Annotated in this window: 12 protein-coding genes; 4 read left to right on the top strand and 8 right to left on the bottom strand. The window is 69.6% G+C overall.

What is annotated here, in order from left to right:
* The first annotated feature begins 16 nt into the window (after positions 1-16).
* Positions 17-1429 carry a D-alanyl-D-alanine carboxypeptidase/D-alanyl-D-alanine endopeptidase gene (dacB, locus tag ACSFA8_RS08285; protein WP_435479008.1) on the top strand — a complete coding sequence of 471 codons (1413 nt, stop codon included), beginning with the start codon at positions 17-19 and terminating at the stop codon, positions 1427-1429.
* Positions 1430-1545: 116 nt separating this feature from the next.
* Positions 1546-2904, top strand: a complete 1359-nt coding sequence (locus tag ACSFA8_RS08280; protein ID WP_435479007.1) for a lipase family protein — start codon at positions 1546-1548, stop codon at positions 2902-2904.
* 13 nt (positions 2905-2917) lie between these two features.
* Here the strand turns inward: ACSFA8_RS08280 and ACSFA8_RS08275 are convergent, their stop codons facing one another.
* The 4 genes from ACSFA8_RS08275 to purE all read right to left on the bottom strand — a co-directional run bounded on the left by ACSFA8_RS08275 (position 2918) and on the right by purE (position 6217).
* Positions 2918-3307, bottom strand: coding sequence for a hypothetical protein (locus ACSFA8_RS08275; protein WP_435479006.1), 390 nt, complete (start codon positions 3305-3307; stop codon positions 2918-2920).
* A 147-nt stretch (positions 3308-3454) separates the two neighbouring features.
* Positions 3455-4456, bottom strand: coding sequence for an L-threonylcarbamoyladenylate synthase (locus ACSFA8_RS08270; protein WP_435479005.1), 1002 nt, complete (start codon positions 4454-4456; stop codon positions 3455-3457).
* A 7-nt stretch (positions 4457-4463) separates the two neighbouring features.
* The gene (locus ACSFA8_RS08265; RefSeq protein ID WP_435479004.1) at positions 4464-5651 is read right to left on the bottom strand and encodes a 5-(carboxyamino)imidazole ribonucleotide synthase; all 1188 of its coding nucleotides are present in this window, start codon (positions 5649-5651) and stop codon (positions 4464-4466) included.
* Positions 5648-6217 (bottom strand): 5-(carboxyamino)imidazole ribonucleotide mutase, encoded by a 570-nt coding sequence (gene purE / locus ACSFA8_RS08260; protein WP_435479003.1) that lies wholly within the window; start codon positions 6215-6217, stop codon positions 5648-5650. The genes ACSFA8_RS08265 and purE overlap by 4 nt, the downstream gene beginning before the upstream one ends.
* 36 nt (positions 6218-6253) lie before the next feature.
* Between purE and ACSFA8_RS08255 the strand changes: the two genes are divergently transcribed.
* Positions 6254-7174 (top strand): tetratricopeptide repeat protein, encoded by a 921-nt coding sequence (locus ACSFA8_RS08255; RefSeq protein WP_435479002.1) that lies wholly within the window; start codon positions 6254-6256, stop codon positions 7172-7174.
* Positions 7175-7182: 8 nt separating this feature from the next.
* On the top strand, positions 7183-7644 hold the full coding sequence (locus ACSFA8_RS08250; protein ID WP_435479001.1) for an META domain-containing protein: 462 nt from the start codon (positions 7183-7185) through the stop codon (positions 7642-7644).
* Here the strand turns inward: ACSFA8_RS08250 and ACSFA8_RS08245 are convergent.
* Genes ACSFA8_RS08245 through ACSFA8_RS08230 form a run of 4 tightly spaced genes read right to left on the bottom strand, consistent with a single transcriptional unit; the run spans position 7636 to position 15209 of the window.
* Positions 7636-9090: a Dyp-type peroxidase gene (locus tag ACSFA8_RS08245; RefSeq protein ID WP_435479000.1), complete on the bottom strand. Its 1455-nt coding sequence runs from the start codon at positions 9088-9090 to the stop codon at positions 7636-7638. The two genes, ACSFA8_RS08250 and ACSFA8_RS08245, sit on opposite strands and share 9 nt — an antisense overlap.
* Positions 9087-10997: a hypothetical protein gene (locus tag ACSFA8_RS08240; protein WP_435478999.1), complete on the bottom strand. Its 1911-nt coding sequence runs from the start codon at positions 10995-10997 to the stop codon at positions 9087-9089. The genes ACSFA8_RS08245 and ACSFA8_RS08240 overlap by 4 nt, the downstream gene beginning before the upstream one ends.
* An 11-nt stretch (positions 10998-11008) precedes the next feature.
* Complete coding sequence (locus ACSFA8_RS08235; RefSeq protein ID WP_435478998.1) at positions 11009-12238, bottom strand: cytochrome P450; 1230 nt, start codon at positions 12236-12238, stop codon at positions 11009-11011.
* On the bottom strand, positions 12231-15209 hold the full coding sequence (locus ACSFA8_RS08230; protein ID WP_435478997.1) for an ATP-binding protein: 2979 nt from the start codon (positions 15207-15209) through the stop codon (positions 12231-12233). Before ACSFA8_RS08230 ends, ACSFA8_RS08235 begins: the two co-directional genes overlap by 8 nt.
* Positions 15210-15229: the final 20 nt, after the last annotated feature.

Raw genomic sequence — 15229 nt, 5'->3', positions numbered from 1 at the left:
CCGGGATAATCGGAGGATGCGTTTTTCCGCCCGCGTTGCCGCCCTCTTCTTCACCGCGCTGGCATGCGCCGGTGCCGCCGCCCAGCAAAGCCTTCCACCCGAAGTCGACGCCGCGCTGGCGCGCGCCAAGGTGCCGCGCGAAGCCGTGACGATGCTGGTGGTCGACGCCGACGGGCTGAAGCCGCCGCGGCTGGCCTGGCGGCCGCAGGTGCCGGTCAATCCGGCGTCGATCATGAAACTGGTCACCACCTATGCGGGGCTCGACCTGCTCGGCCCGGCCTATGTGTGGAGCACGCCGGTCTACATCGACGGCCCGATCGCCAACGGCGTGCTCAACGGCAACCTCTACATCAAGGGCCAGGGCGATCCCAAGCTGGTGATCGAGCGGCTCTGGCTGCTGATGCGCCGCGTGCAGGGGCTCGGGATCCACACCGTCGCGGGCGACATCGTGATCGACCGCAGCGCCTTCGAGAACACGGTCGAGCCCGACCCCGCAGCCTTCGACGGCGAGCCGCTGCGGCCCTACAACGCCTCGCCCGACGCGCTGCTGCTGAACTTCAAGTCGGTGGTCATGACCTTCGTGCCGAACCTGCAGGCGCAGACCGCGCAGGTCAACTTCGAGCCCTCTCTCGCGGGCGTTTCACTGCAGTCCACGGTGCCGCTCTCGGCCGGTGAATGCGGCGACTACCGCGGCGGCCTGCGCGCCGAGTTCACCGATCCGGCGCGCATCCGCTTCGGCGGCAGCTACCCGGCGGCCTGCGGCGAGAAGGTCTGGGCCGTCGCCTACGCCGACCCGCGCAGCTATGCGGTGCGCGCGGTCGGCGGCATGTGGGGCGACATGGGCAACCAGCTCAAGGGCCAGGTGCGCGAGGGCCGCGTGCCGGCCGGGCTGAAGCCGGTGTTCGAAAGCGTTTCGCCGCCGCTGGCCGAGGTGATCCGCGACATCAACAAGTACAGCAACAACGTGATGGCGCAGCAGCTGTTCCTCACGCTCGGGCTGCAGCAGAAGAACCGCGGCACCCTCGACGCTGCGCGCACCACGCTGCGCCAGTGGTGGAACGACCGCATCGGAACCGGCGAAGGCCAACCCGTGTTCGACAACGGTTCGGGCCTCTCGCGCGAGGAGCGCATCACCTCGGCCGCCCTGGCCAAGATGCTGCTGCACGCCTGGCGCTCGCCGGTGATGCCGGAGCTGATGTCATCGCTGCCGGCCACGGGCGTCGATGGCACGCTGAAGAAGCGGGCGCTGCGCTCGGGCGGCACCGCCCACCTGAAGACCGGCACGCTGCGCGATGCGGCGGGCGTGGCGGGCTATGTCGACGGCGCCAGCGGCCGGCGCTACGTGGTGGTCGCAATCGCGAACCATGTCAACGCCGGCGCGGCGCGCCCGGCGTTCGACGCGCTGGTCGACTGGGCCGCGCAGGACTGAAAGGCGAACTCGGCGCGGCGGCTGACAGTATGCGGGTTTGCCTTGTGGTGAAGTGTTCGGCGCGCGCCCACGATGGCCGCTGGATCGATCCACAACAACATGCATCGGAGACAACGATGAAACGTCTGCATTTCTGGAGCGCCATCGCGGCCGCGGCCCTGCTCTCGGCCTGTGGCGGCGGCGGCGACGGCGGCAACTTCGGGTTCGGCATCGGCACCGGAGTCGGCCCCAACGCCCCGGCCAGCACCGGGAAGCTGGTCGAGCAGCAAACCACTCTGACCACGCTCACCAGCGCGCAGATCGATGGCGCCACCCAGTCCAGTGGCCTGCAGGCGCTCAGCGGCAAGGCGCAGTGCGACGTGAAGGTGATCGCGCTCAACTACACCACGCTTGGCGCTCGCGGCGAGGACACCAACGCCTCGGGCGTGCTGTTGCTGCCGGCCGGCGCCTGCGCGTCCACGGCCGCGCCGCTGGTGGCCTATGCCAAGGGCACCGACGTGCAGAAGCCGCGCACGCTGGCCAATCCGTCCGACCCGGAAACGCAGTTGCTGCTGGCGATGTACGCGGCACAGGGCTACGCGGTGGTGGCGACCGACTACCTCGGCTACGCCAAGTCGACCTACCCGTACCACCCCTACCTGCATGCAGATTCGGAAGCCCGCTCGGTGATCGACGCAATCCGCGCTGCGCGCGCCGCGGTCGTGAACCTCAACGCCAACCTGTCGGGCAAGGTGATGTTCACCGGCTACTCACAGGGCGGCCATTCGTCGATGGCCGCGCACCGCGCGGCCGAGCGCGACAACGCCGCCGAGTTCAACGTGGTGGCCGGCGCGCATCTGGCGGGGCCCTACAACCTGTCGGGCTCGTTCAAGAGCGGCGTGGCGATCGCGGGCTACCAATTCTTCGTGCCCTTCATCGTCAACTCGTACCAGAAGGTTTACGGCGATGTGTACACCCGCGTCGGCGACGTCTACAAGGCGCCCTACGCCGCCACCATCGAGAACCTGCTGCCGAGCCCGACGCTCAACTACACCACGCTGGTGACCACCGGCGCGCTGCCGGGCGCCAATGGCGAGACGCCGGCGCAGGCACGCGACGCGTTGTTCCAGTCGGCCTTCCTGAACGACGTGCTGACCAATCCCGTCAACGCGCTGTACCTGGATGCGAAGAAGAACGACCTGTTCGGCTGGAGTCCGCGGGCCAAGACGCTGCTGTGCGGCGGGGCCGGCGATCCGACCGTGCCACCCGCGCTGCATCTGGCGCCGATGAAAGCCGATTTCGACGCGCGGGGTGTGACGACGGTCTCGACCGTTGACGTCGATGCCCAGGTGCAAGCCACCTACGGGCCGGGCGGCAAGGCGCCGACCGACGCGGCGTCAGCCGCCTATGCGACCTACTACGGCGCCTACCACGGCAGCTACGAGCCGCCGTTCTGCCACCTGGCCGCGCGCAGGCTGTTCGACGCGGCCAAATAAATAAGCGGGCGGCTTACTGGCCGGTTTTCTGATCGGCCAGGATCAGCGCAGCGCGGTAGGCCGTGCGCCCGGCGATCTTGGTGTGGCTGCTGAGCGCCTTCCACTGGCGCTCCTGCTCGTGCGGCGAGGGGTTTTCGGGCTGTTTCAGCAAGGTTCGGCTCACATCGAGCAGCGCGCCGGCCGAGGTCAGACAGAAATGGATGGCTGACTCCCTGGGGCGGGCGCGGTAGCTGGCTTCTTCCTGCAATTGCGCTGCCTCTTGCGCCTCGGGTGGCAGGGCGCCCAGTTCGCTCGGGCCGAAAAACGGCACGTCCGGCGAGTCGCTGCGTGCCCGCGCCAACAGCTTTTCGATGGCCGCCAGCGCGCTCGTGATCAACGCCAACTCGGCGGGGTTCGATTTCATGCTCTTCCTTGGATCTCAATTTTTTTGATCCGCCGAATTTTGCCCGCGGGCTGCCGCCCCGCAGAGGCACAAACGCACGAAGGTTAACGAAAGTATTCAGGCGTTGCCGCTGTTCAACCCGCGCGGCGCCTCTCGACGAGGGCGGGTCTACGCCGCGGCGGCGCGCTGCAACCGGTCGCGCACACCTTCCCATTCGGGGGTGTCGGGCGGCGTTTCAATCCAGATCAGCCTGGCGCCGCCCGCATCGAACTCGCGCAGCACCGCGAACAGTTGCTGCGCCGCGATGGCCGCGTCGTCGGGCATGCGCCGCTGCAGCACGTTCTGCGAGCAGCTCTTGACCAGGCTGCGCGACCAGATGGCGATGTGCGCCGCATTGGCGCCGAGCACGTCGAGCCCGGTCTGCAGCGCGCGGGCGTCCATCAGCCGCAGCTTGGCGTTGGGCGCGTAGTGCGCTTCGAGGGTGCCGGAGGCGCGCGGGTCGGGTTGCGCCAGTTCGGCCGGGTCGCGCACGCGCTCGCCGCACACCGCAGCGATCTGGGCCCGCGTGATGGCGCCGGGCCGCAACAACACCGGCGCGCCGCGGCTGCAGTCGACGATGGTCGACTCGATGCCGACCGCGCACGGGCCGCCGTCGATCACCGTGAGACCGTCGCCGAACTCGTCCTGTACGTGGGCCGCAGTGGTCGGGCTGACCCGACCGAAGCGGTTGGCGCTCGGGCCGGCCAGGCCGGGCACGCCCTGCGCGGCGCAGGCCACCAGCAGCGCCTGCGCGACCGGGTGGGCCGGGCAGCGCAGGCCGATGGTGTCCTGCCCGCCGGCCGCCGCCGCGCCCACGCCGGGCTGGCGCGTGACGATCAGCGTGAGCGGCCCGGGCCAGAAGGCGGTGACCAACTGCTGCGCGAACAACGGCAGCGGCTGGGCAAAGCGCGACAGCGATTCGGTGCCCGGCACGCCCGCTGCGACATGCACGATCAGCGGATGGTCGCTGGGCCGGCCCTTGGCCTTGAAGATCCCGGCCACCGCCGCGTCGCTGCTGGCATCGGCCCCGAGACCGTAGACGGTTTCGGTCGGGAACGCGACCAGGCCGCCGGCGCGCAGCAGGCTGGCCGCTTGTTCGATCGCGGTGGAAGACTGTCCGTCGAGGATCACGCGCGGCTCATTCCGACAGCGGGATCGCCAGCCCCAGCAGCGCGGCGGCGAAGTCGGCCGTGCTGCGCACCGCCGCGATGTCGGCGCCGGTGATGTTGAGGTGGCCCATCTTGCGGCCGCGCCGCGCCTCGGTCTTGCCGTAGAGGTGCAGGTGCGTGCCCGACAGTGCCAGCACATCGCCCCAGGGCGGCTCGGCCGGCGTGTCGCTGTCGAGCAGCCACAGGTCGCCCAGCAGGTTCAGCATGATGGCCGGGCTGTGCTGCCGCGGCGCCGTGAGCGGCAGGCCGGCCAGCGTGCGCACCTGCAGCTCGAACTGCGACACATCGCTCGCGTCCATGCTCCAGTGGCCGCTGTTGTGCGGGCGCGGTGCCATTTCGTTGACGACCAGCGTGCCGTCGGTCAGCACGAAGAACTCGACACAGAGCACGCCGACGTAGTTCAGCCCCTCGGCGATCGACCGTGCAGCGGCCACCGCGCGCTCCGCCTGCGCGGTGAGCATGTTTTGCTCATGCACTTCGGTGACGGCGAGGATGCCGCCGCGGTGCAGGTTGCGCTGTACCGGAAGGTGCACCATTTGCCCATCGTGCCCGCGCGCGACGATCACCGAGCACTCGAAGTCCAGCGGCATCAGCTTTTCGAGCACGCAGGGCACGCCGCCCGTCGCTTCCCAGGCGGCGGCGAGTTCGTCGCGCGTCGCCACGCGCTGCTGGCCCTTGCCGTCGTAGCCGAGCCGCGCGGTCTTGAGGATGCCGGGCAGCAGCGCTTCGGTGACCGTGGCCAGATGGGCTGCGGTCTCGATCACGGCATGGGGCGCGCAGGCCACGCCGCAGCGGGCGAAATGCGCCTTCTCGCGGATGCGATCCTGCGCAATCGCCACGGCCGATGCGCCCGGAGAGACCGGCCGCGCGACAGCGAGGTGCTCGAGCGACGGCGCCGGCACGTTCTCGAACTCGGTGGTGATCGCATCGGCCAGGCCGGCCAGCCGTGCCAGGCCGTCGACATCGGAGTAGTCGGTGTGAATGTAGTGGTGGCTCACGCGACCGGCCGGACTGTCCGGATCCGGATCGAGCACGGCGGTGAAGTACCCCATGCGCTGCGCCGCCTGCGCAAACATGCGGCCGAGCTGGCCGCCGCCCAGTACACCGAGCGTGGCGCCGGGCAGCACCGGGGGGCCCGCGTTGACCGCGCCGCTCACAGCGCGCCCCCGCCTTGCGGCGAGAAGGGCGAGACCGGCGACACCGGCGCGGCCGCCGATGGTGCGTCGGCGCCCGGCGGCGGCAACGTCATGGCCTGCGCTGCCGCGGTCTGCGCGGTGCGGAAGGTGTCGAGCTGCGTGCGCAGCCGTGGGTTGCCGATCGCCAGCATCGCGACGGCGAACAGCGCCGCGTTGGCCGCGCCGGCGTTGCCGATCGCGAAGGTGGCGACCGGCACGCCCTTGGGCATCTGCACGATGCTGTAGAGCGAATCGACGCCCTGCAGGTGCCGGCTGGCCACGGGCACGCCAAGCACCGGCACCGTGGTCTTGGCCGCCACCATGCCCGGCAGGTGCGCCGCTCCACCGGCGCCCGCGATGATCGCCGAGAGGCCGCGCGAAGCGGCGCTTTCGGCGTAGGCGAACAGCTGATCCGGCATGCGGTGCGCCGACACGACGCGCGCTTCGTGCGCGATGCCGAATTGCTGGAGAATCTCGACCGCATGCCGCATCGTCTCCCAGTCGGAGTTCGAGCCCATCACCACGCCGACCTGGATTGCTTGATTCATGGTTTCAATTTTACGTTTGACCCCCGCCTTCGTCCCATGATCGACATCACCCTCGAGAACTTTCAGTCCGAACTCATCGACGGCTCGATGACCACGCCCGTGCTGCTGGACATCTGGGCCGAATGGTGCGGCCCCTGCAAACAGCTCGGCCCGGTGCTCGAAAAGCTCGAAGCCGACTACGCCGGCCGCTTCACGCTGGCCAAGCTCGACGCCGACAAGGTGCCTCAGATTTCGCAGCAGCTGAGCCAGATGTTCGGCGTGCGCAGCATCCCGTTCTGCGTGATGTTCAAGGACGGCCAGCCGGTCGACGGCTTCGTCGGCGCCATTCCCGCGGCCGAGATCCGCACCTTTCTCGACAAGCACGTGCCGGCGGCCGAAGCGCTGGAAGCCGCCGCCGAGGAAGAAGCCGCACAGGACGCGCTGGCCGAGGGCGACACCGAAGGCGCGCTGGAGAAGCTGCAGCATGCCATCGCCACCGACCCGGCCAACGACGACACGCGCTTCGACTACATCAAGCTGCTGCTGCAGGAGGGCCGCGACGACGATGCCAAGGTGGCGTTCGCGCCGGTGATCGACAAGACCTCGCTGGTGCGCCGCTTCGACGCGCTGCAGCGCTGGATGGATGCGATCGATTTCGCCGCGCCCGCCACCGGCACGGCCCCCGTGCTGGCGGAGCTGGACGCGAAGATCGCCGCCGCCAAGCGCGACTTCCAGGCCCGCTTCGACCGCGCCCGACTGCTGATGGCCGCGCAGCAGTGGCCCGAAGCGATGGACGAGCTGCTCGAGATCCTGATGCGCGACAAGACCTGGAACGAGGAAATCGCGCGCAAGACCTACGTGGCGATCCTCGAGATCATCGAGCCGGCCAAGGTGAAAGTGGCCGATGGCCAGATCCCGCCGGTCGACCCGACCGTGTCCACCTACCGGCGCAGGCTCAGCAGCGTCGTGCTGAGCTGAGGCCTGCCATGCGCGCCACCACCCATCCGCTCTCCCGCTTCCGCTTCCTCTTGGCGGCCCTGTTCGCTGCGGGCATCACCGCCTGCGGCAGTGGCATCAGTCTCGACGAGCCCATCGAGGGCCCGGTTTGGTGGCTGACGCAACTGAACGGCCAGCCGGTCGAGGCCGGCCGCGAGCCGCAGCGCGATCCGCAGGTCGCCTTCGACCGCAACAGCGGACGCGTGAGCGGCTCGGGCGGCTGCAACCGGCTCTCAGGCACCTTCACGCGCAGCGGCAGCGCGCTGCGCATCGGCCAGCTCGCGTCGACCAGGATGGCCTGTGTCGACGCTGCGCGCAGCGGCATCGAAGCCCAGTTCCTGCAAGTGCTCCAGACCGCCGCGACCTACCGCCTGGCCGGCCCCGACCGGCTGGTGTTGCTCGACGAGGGCGGGCGCACGCTCGCCTTGCTCAGCAGCCAGCCCTCACGCTGAGGTCGGTGGGCCGTCGGCGATGAATTTCAGCGCGGCCAATCCCGGCAGAAAAAAGTAGCCGCCGCCCAGCACGGTGGTGAAGCGCGGCAGCGGGCCGATGCGCAGGCCGACCGGCAGGCCCTGCACGGTGAAGGCGCGATCGGGTGATGTGCCGAGGATCGGATCCTGCTCATCGCTCAGCCCGCCAAAGCGCGGGCCCCCGATCCAGCTACGCTGGATGAACTCGAACTGGCGATCCAGGTCTGCGTTGAGCGCGACGAACATCAGCCCCTTGCCCTGGCCGACCTCGCACGGGTTGCTCGCGGCGCCCTCGTCCGTGTAAACGCGTCCGCGCCGCAGCAGCCGGTGCAGCCGGGAACTCGTCACGCCGTCTTCCGGCGAACTCGCCACCGCATCGCGCGGGTTGGCGCGGCGCACATGGGCGCCGCGCGGACAACGAAAGCCGTCGGCGTCGTCTTGCAGGTAGCGAAAACCGTCCAGCCCGGTCTGGCTGCCGGATGCGGCGGCCAGCGCATGGCCGTTCTTGCGGCGGCCCATCATGCGTTCGGCGATATCCGGCACCGGGCAACTGCGGGCAAAGGCCTCGAAGACCGCCACATGCTGCTCGATCTGGCGCACCGCCATGTAGCTGCCATTGCGGCCGAAGTCGACGCACGGCGCCGTTGGCGCCGATGCCCACGCCAGGCCCGGGCAATACGCCTTTTCGCGGTATTCGTTGGGATGGCCGAGCACGAACTCGCCGAGCGCGACACGCCGGTCGTTGAAGAGCGTCTTGCCCGCTTGCTCCCGGGCACGCCGTTCGGCCTTGGACCACGCGATGCCGCTCGGCAAGGGCTGGCTCAGCCCATCGCGGAATCCGAAAGGCTCGCGCGAACCCGGGTCTTCCTGCGTCGGCGGGTCGATGTAGGCCGGGCAGGTCGGCACCCGATGCATTTTCACCAGGCCCCGGTTCGCGAGTTGGTCCGGATCAAGGAGGCGCGAGGGCTCCGCATTGTCTGCCCAGAAGTGCGCAACCAGAAGGTGAACCGCCTTGCGCTCGGTATCACCCCAGTACCACGCCGTTACCTTGTCGTCGTCAAGCAACTCGCGACGCGAGGGCTCGGCCATGCCGCCGCGGAACGCGCTGGGAAATGGGCGGTCGACGTCGTCGGTCAGGCCGAGCGCCGCCAGCCCAGCATGGCTGAAGGTGAGCGTCACGGATTCGTCGATCGGTCGCCGTGCATCGGCGGTGGTTGGTGCCGGGCCCGGGATGTGCGGCCGGCGAACCTCGCCGAGGGCGCGCACCAGCCCTTGCGTCAGCAGTTCGCCGATCCATTGGCGTGCCAGGGCAGCATCGGCAACCTGCAGCAGCAGGTAGTGCCCCTGCCGCAGCCGCGTGAAGCCGGTGCCGACGAGCGCCTGGATGTCGCCGAACGCCTGTTCGAGATCGTGCTGTGTTTCGCTCATGATTCCAGCGCCCTCGCAATCTGGTCATCCTTGACGGCGGTGCGCCGGCCCTGCAGCGCCACGCGCAGCCGCGTCGCGCGTGCGATGTCGTCGCGCGACAGGCAATACGCCTCGAATCGGTACAGGTGCGGCACCATGCTGTCGCGCGCATAGGACTTGAACGCCTGTTCGCACTTGCAGCCGCGGAAGATCTGCACGCGCGTCGGCGGAAAGCTGCGCGCCACCCGCACCGCGGGATGGCCGTCACGCGCCGCCTGCCGCGGTCGCAGTTCGGTGTTGCGCCAGATCAAATTGACGCCCTGCGACGCACCGCGGATGAAGGCATCGAGGTAGCCACCGAACGCGCCGTCGAAGTTGCTGCAGAACAGCAACCGGCGGCCGTTGTCGAGGATGTGCCAGTGGCCGAAGTGGATGCCCCCCATCCTGCCGAGTCGGCCCTCGGTGAAGTAGAGCTCACCAAGCAGGTTGATCAGCCAGAGCCAGAAACGCAGGCAGCGCAGGTGCGCGGGACCTCTGATCTCGGTCAGGCTGATCATGTGGCCGGTGCGCCTGGCCAGCGCCGCCTCGCAGGCCTGGATGCTGGGGTGCACCGTGTGCAGCGGCACCTCGGGCAGCGGCCCGGGGCGGTCGGCTTCCTTCAGCGCCTCGGCGAGCCTGCGGCCCAGAAAGCCGAGCAGGCGTGGACCGCAGTACAGCCCCGCCCCCACCACGACGATGGCACCGGACGCCCAGCAGATCGCGGTCAACGGATCGGGCCACACCGACAGATGCAGGGCATCCTGTTTGCAGGGCAGGGCACCCATCACCCTGAACATCCACCAGGTCAGCCCGAAGACCAGCAGTAGCAACACCGCACTCGTAAGGGACGCGAGCACGACAGGGAAAAACGGCGGCGCACGCAGGTTGGACGCGGCGCACACCAGCAGCAGCAAGGCAGCGCTGAGCCCGATGGCGAGCAATGCGATACCCCCCAGCGCCGTGAGCGCCCCCATGCAGGCGGGAATCCACAACACGCCCATCACCACGGTGACGACCATCACGGCGCTCAGCAACAGCACGAAGAGCAACAGCACCACGAATGCCACGACGATCCCCACGGCGCCGGTCATCGCGCCGAAGATGACCGGCAGCAGGATCGCCAGCAGCCCGAGGGCCGCAAACAACACCGCGGCCGCGACAAAGTCGGGCACGGCCAGGCCCGCGCCGGCGAGCAACTGCGCCGATGCCAGCACGATCGCACCGACCACCGTCAGCAGGCCCAGCACCGCAAGAAACGGAACCAGCAGCCGAACCGACAGCAGGGCCAGCCGTACGCCGTCGGGCAGATTGCCATGCCGCCACAGCGAGCGCCGCGGCAGCTCGGCGGCCCAGGCGCCGCCGAAACGACGAGCCCAGACGGCCATGTAGTCGCCGAGCGCGGCGCGGTCTGCGAACGGATCGGGCCGCAGGTTGCGAAACGCGCTGCCGGCCTGCCTGAAGAGGTTGTTTTCACCGCGAACCTGCGCCACGTCGAGATCACGGTTGCCCACGAAACCGCAAGCCGCCACGTTGGCATGCTGCGCGAGAAACGCGCGCAGCCAATCCCGCTTCGACGCCAGCGTCGAGCCCTGCGGGCCAGGCCAATGGGCACGGTAGAGCCTCCACAACGCGCCGAAGCCGTGCTGCAGCATGAGGTCGATGAGTTCTGCCGGCGGTACACCTTCGTCGACCACCACCTCGAGCATCAGCGACGGCGATGCCATGGGCGAGGCCTCGGGCGCGACGGGCAAAAGCGCGAGCGTCGCGAAATGAATTCGCCCGATGGCGCGGCACATGGACTCGATGCGGCGCCGCACGCTGGCGGGCACGTCGCCCGGCGCGTCCGCCGCGCCGGGGGTGACGAAGCACATCATCTGCTCGCGCGCCATCTCTTTTGCCTCTAGTCCGTGAATGCCAGTTGGGCCGACGCGATGCTCGGGCCGTCGTAGCGCATGCGGCGCCACCAGGGGTCGGCCCACTTCACGCCGGGCAACTGGAGCAGGCCGATCAACGCACTCACCAACATCTCCACAACCTGCTCGGAGGCGATGCAGTGCCGCTGGCCGCCGCCGAACATCAGGTAGCGGTCGGGCGGGTGCACGAAGACGCGGTTCGGGTCGTACACCTCCGGCGGCGCGCCTTTGTGAGCCGCAGGATCGAACAACGCGCCGATGGTCATCACCGTCAGTTGTGCGCCGGCCGCGGCGCGCGACGCGCCATCGGCGCCGAAGCGCACATCGCGCGGCACGTCGCGGCGCAGGATCGGGAACGGCGGACGAAAGCGCAGCAGTTCCAGCACATGCCGCGCGAACAGTTCACGCAGTGGCATGTCGTTCCACGGGTCGGTGCACCGGCCGACCCGCTCGGCGAGGTCGCGCAATACCTTCGGCCGCACCAGCAGTTCCTGCATCAACAGCACACCGCTCTGCACCGTCGCAGGATGGCCGACCCACAGCATGCCGACGACGTTGCGCGCGACCTCTTCCCGATGCGCCGTGCCGGGCAAACCCCAGACGGTCTGCAACGCGGGCAGCCGGGCCTGCACCCAGGCGGTGAGCTGCGCTGCGCTCTCTCTCGCACGGCGTTGCACCGCATCGGTGGCGACACCGCCCACGATAAGGTGCGCGCCGATGTTGCGCAGGTGCAGGAAAACCGGATCACCGGTCGGCAGCGGTGGCAGCGCCGCGCCGAACGCACCGCCCATCGCCTGCCAGACGACCGGTGCCATGTAGTCGGTGACCAGGTCGAAGCGGCGCACCGGCCCGGCGCGCAGGTCATCAACGAGGCGCCGGCTCTCGGCCGACGCGCGCGCCGCGAAGTCCGGCGGGGGCTGCAGCTTCTTCATCAACAGTGCGCGCTCGCAGGCGTGCCGCGGGCCGGATTCCATGCCGATCGCAAAGTCGCCCGCCACCAGGTTGGGCCGCTGCGCTGAATTGGAGAACGCAAGAGGCCGTTCGAAGACACCGACCACGTCGTCCCGGGTGGCCACGGTGCGAAGGAGGCTGCGGGTTTTCGGGCTCTGCTGGATCGCCGCCGCCAGCGCGCGCAGCGCCCGCGGCTGGTGGATCGCCGCGCTGACGCCCTGGTACGCCGCCCAGCGCCCGAAGCGGGAGAGTGCCTTCTCAAACATGGCTGCTGGGAACCGGCGCGTCGGCCAGGCCGGGCATGCCGCAGTCGCGCGCAGCCGCCAGCGCCTGCTGCGCGTGCAGGGCCGCGTCCTGCGCGCGCCCTGCATCGGCCTCGATGCCGGCGAGGAGTTGCAAGGCACGCGCTTCGTGGCCGCGCTGTTCGAGCGCCGCGGCCGCCTCGCACGCTCCGTGCGCGGCCACGAGCGCCTCGTCCGTCCGGCCCGCCTCCCGCAACGCGATGGCGAGGTTGAAGGGAAAGTAGAACTCGTTGTAGCGGCCCCCGGAAAGCGAGACCTTGGCCGCGATGGCCGGCTCGAGCAGGGCCAGTGCCTGCAGTGCCTGCCCGCTGCGCGCCATGGCCCCGCCGAGGTAGGCCACGATCGCCGGGTGCATGTTCGAGAGCTCATGCAGGCGGCACAGCTCGAGGGCTGAACGCAGCAGTGCCACCGCCGCTTCGGGCCGGTCCTGCGCGAGCATCAGCTCGGCCTGCACGAAGTCGACCAGCACGCGCGAGAACGCATGATCTTCGGCAGCGAGCTCGCGGTAAGCGGCGTCGCATGCGGCCTGGGCGGCATCGAGTTCGCCCTTCCAGATCAGCGTGTCCGCCAGGAAGGTCTTGACGTTGACCGATGCGATCACGGCCCAGCCCGGCATCAGGCGCCGGGCGCGCAGTTCGGCGGCGAACTCGCGTTCGACCTCGGCGGCATCGGCACCTGCCATGGCGTAGCGCCCGAGTCCGTGGTTGAGCATCATGCGCGCCTGCATGGCCGCCATCTGCAGGCTGCGGCTGCCGGCTGCCAGCGCCACCGCGCCGGCGTTGGTCGCGGCTTCCAGCCCGTGCCGGTAGCTGCCGCGTGTCCACAACGTGACAGCGAGTTGCAGCGAAACGGCGGCCTGGCGCCGCGTGTCACCCAGGGTGCGCGTGATGTACTCGGCACGTTCGAGGTTGCTGACGATCGCGTCGAACAGGCCGACCGCCATCTGTGCGCCCAGCGCCTCCATGCGCAGCGCCAGCTCGCAAGGCAGCATCGCAGCCTCGGGCTCCACGCGCCGTGCGGCCTCGAGCCCCAGCGAGAACACGCGCAGCGCATCGCGGTTGTCGGACCGCGCAATCGAACGCGTCATGGCGCGCTGTGCGTACTCCGCAGCCGAGAGCCATTGCTCGCCGTTGTACGCGTGATGGGCGAGCACGCCGGGGTTCTCCGAAGGCTGGTCGCCGCCGCGCAGGCGAAGCGCGTCAAAAGCGGCGCGATGGAGCTGGCTGCGGCGCGATCGCGTGAGCGTCGCCGCCACCGACTCCTGCACCAGCCCATGGCGAAACGCATAGGCGCCGGCCGACGCGGACGCGGCGATCAGGCCGCCGGACATGGCCTGCCGCAAATGGCTTTCTGCCGCGGCCTCGTCGATGTTCCGCATGGCGGCGATCACGCTCGACAGCAGGGGTTCGCCGACGATGGCCGCGGCCTCGAGGCTGGCCTTGGTCTCGGCCGGAAGCCGGTCGACCCGTGCGCCGATGACCGCCATGATCGACGCCGGCACGCCCAGCGGGGACTGGCCCGATGTGCAACGGTAAGCGCCCGGCGGCCCGAGCAGGCTGCCGCCGTCGACCAGGGTCATCACCATCTGCTCGAGGAAGAAGGGATTTCCGTCGGCACGGTCGAGCAGGGCGGCGCGGACGCTGTGCAGCGACTCGTCGTCGCCGAGCAACGCCTGCGCCAGCTTGACCATCTGCGCCGAAGGCAGCGGGCCGATCCAGTGTTCGGCGAACCAGGGTGCATCGCTCCAGCGATGCACATAGTCCTGCCGGTAGCTCATGAGCACCAGCAGCGGTTGCGATTGCAGGCGCCGCGCCAGCAGTTCAAGCAGTCGCAGGCTGCCGCGGTCGGCCAGGAAGACGTCGTCCACCGCGAGCACCAACGGCCCGCTGCGGGTGCGTTCGCGCACCAGCCACGCGAAGGTGTTGGCGATGCGCTCGCTGCGTTGCAGCGGCGACAGCGCGCGCCACGCGCTGCCGGCATCGCCGGTGTCGAGCAGATCGGTCAGCGCGGCGGAGTGCAGATCGGTTGGCTGGCCCGGCGCCGTCCCCGCAGGAACTGCGTCGCCACCCGGATCGCCACTTCCGAGCCGCAGCAGCACGCGTGCGAGATCCGCGACCAATCCGTACGGCACATGGCTGGCATAGGCCCGCGCGGTCACCGGCGCGACCGAGAACCCCGTTTCGCGCAAGTGCGTGCAAAGCTCCGCAATCAGCCGCGACTTGCCGATGCCCGCCTCGCCGCGCACGCCGACTGCGCAGAATGCACCAGCCCGGACGCGCTCGGCAATTGCCTTCAGGTCTTCGATGGCTTCGCCGCGCCCGACCAGCGGGCCCAGGTAGCGCCTGCGTGCGAGCGGCGCCGCCGCCGAACCCTGGGAACCGACCGTGATCTCGTGCACGTCGACCGGCGCGCTGAAGCCGCGAATCTCGCGCTTGCCGAGCAGGCGCGTCTCGATCTGGTCGCCCACCAGCTGCATCGTGTTGCCGCTGACCTGGGCGGTGCCAGGTGCCGCCAGTTTCTCCAGCCGCGACGCCAGATGGATGGGAGGGCCGTCGACGCGGTAGGGCGTCGACAGGTCGGCGCCACCGGGCCCGGCGATGACCTCGCCCGAATCGATGCCGATGCGCACGCGCATGGGCGCCTGCACCGTCGTGTGCGCCTTCATCGCTTCGAGCATCGCGCTCGCCGCCAGGCATGCGCGCAGCGCGTGGTCTTCCTGCGCAATGGGCGCGCCGAACAACGCCAGCAGTTCGTCGCCGCGCCACTGCATGCGGGTGCCACCATAGGTGGCAACGGCTTCGGCCATCAGGCGGTAGGCGGTGTCGAGATAGGCCTGCCCGTCTTCTGCACCGGTTTGCACCACCTGGGCGGTGGAGTCGCAGAGGTCGGCGAGCAGCACGGTGACCTGCTTGAGTTCGCGCTGCGCGTCCAGCAACGCGCCGCAGTTCCAGCAAA

It is taken from the genome of Variovorax nitratireducens, from assembly GCF_051216545.1.
In the GTDB taxonomy this organism is placed as follows: domain Bacteria; phylum Pseudomonadota; class Gammaproteobacteria; order Burkholderiales; family Burkholderiaceae_C; genus Variovorax.
This window is presented reverse-complemented; position numbering and strand designations above follow the sequence as displayed.

What these genes read in the sequence shown, in the direction of transcription:
- ACSFA8_RS08250 (WP_435479001.1), top strand. Translation starts at nt 7,183, where the DNA reads ATGCGCGCCACCACCCATCCGCTCTCCCGCTTCCGCTTCCTCTTGGCG.
- ACSFA8_RS08240 (WP_435478999.1), bottom strand. Translation starts at nt 10,997, where the DNA reads ATGGCGCGCGAGCAGATGATGTGCTTCGTCACCCCCGGCGCGGCGGAC.
- ACSFA8_RS08280 (WP_435479007.1), top strand. Translation starts at nt 1,546, where the DNA reads ATGAAACGTCTGCATTTCTGGAGCGCCATCGCGGCCGCGGCCCTGCTC.
- ACSFA8_RS08255 (WP_435479002.1), top strand. Translation starts at nt 6,254, where the DNA reads ATGATCGACATCACCCTCGAGAACTTTCAGTCCGAACTCATCGACGGC.
- dacB (WP_435479008.1), top strand. Translation starts at nt 17, where the DNA reads ATGCGTTTTTCCGCCCGCGTTGCCGCCCTCTTCTTCACCGCGCTGGCA.
- ACSFA8_RS08245 (WP_435479000.1), bottom strand. Translation starts at nt 9,090, where the DNA reads ATGAGCGAAACACAGCACGATCTCGAACAGGCGTTCGGCGACATCCAG.
- ACSFA8_RS08275 (WP_435479006.1), bottom strand. Translation starts at nt 3,307, where the DNA reads ATGAAATCGAACCCCGCCGAGTTGGCGTTGATCACGAGCGCGCTGGCG.
- ACSFA8_RS08235 (WP_435478998.1), bottom strand. Translation starts at nt 12,238, where the DNA reads ATGTTTGAGAAGGCACTCTCCCGCTTCGGGCGCTGGGCGGCGTACCAG.
- purE (WP_435479003.1), bottom strand. Translation starts at nt 6,217, where the DNA reads ATGAATCAAGCAATCCAGGTCGGCGTGGTGATGGGCTCGAACTCCGAC.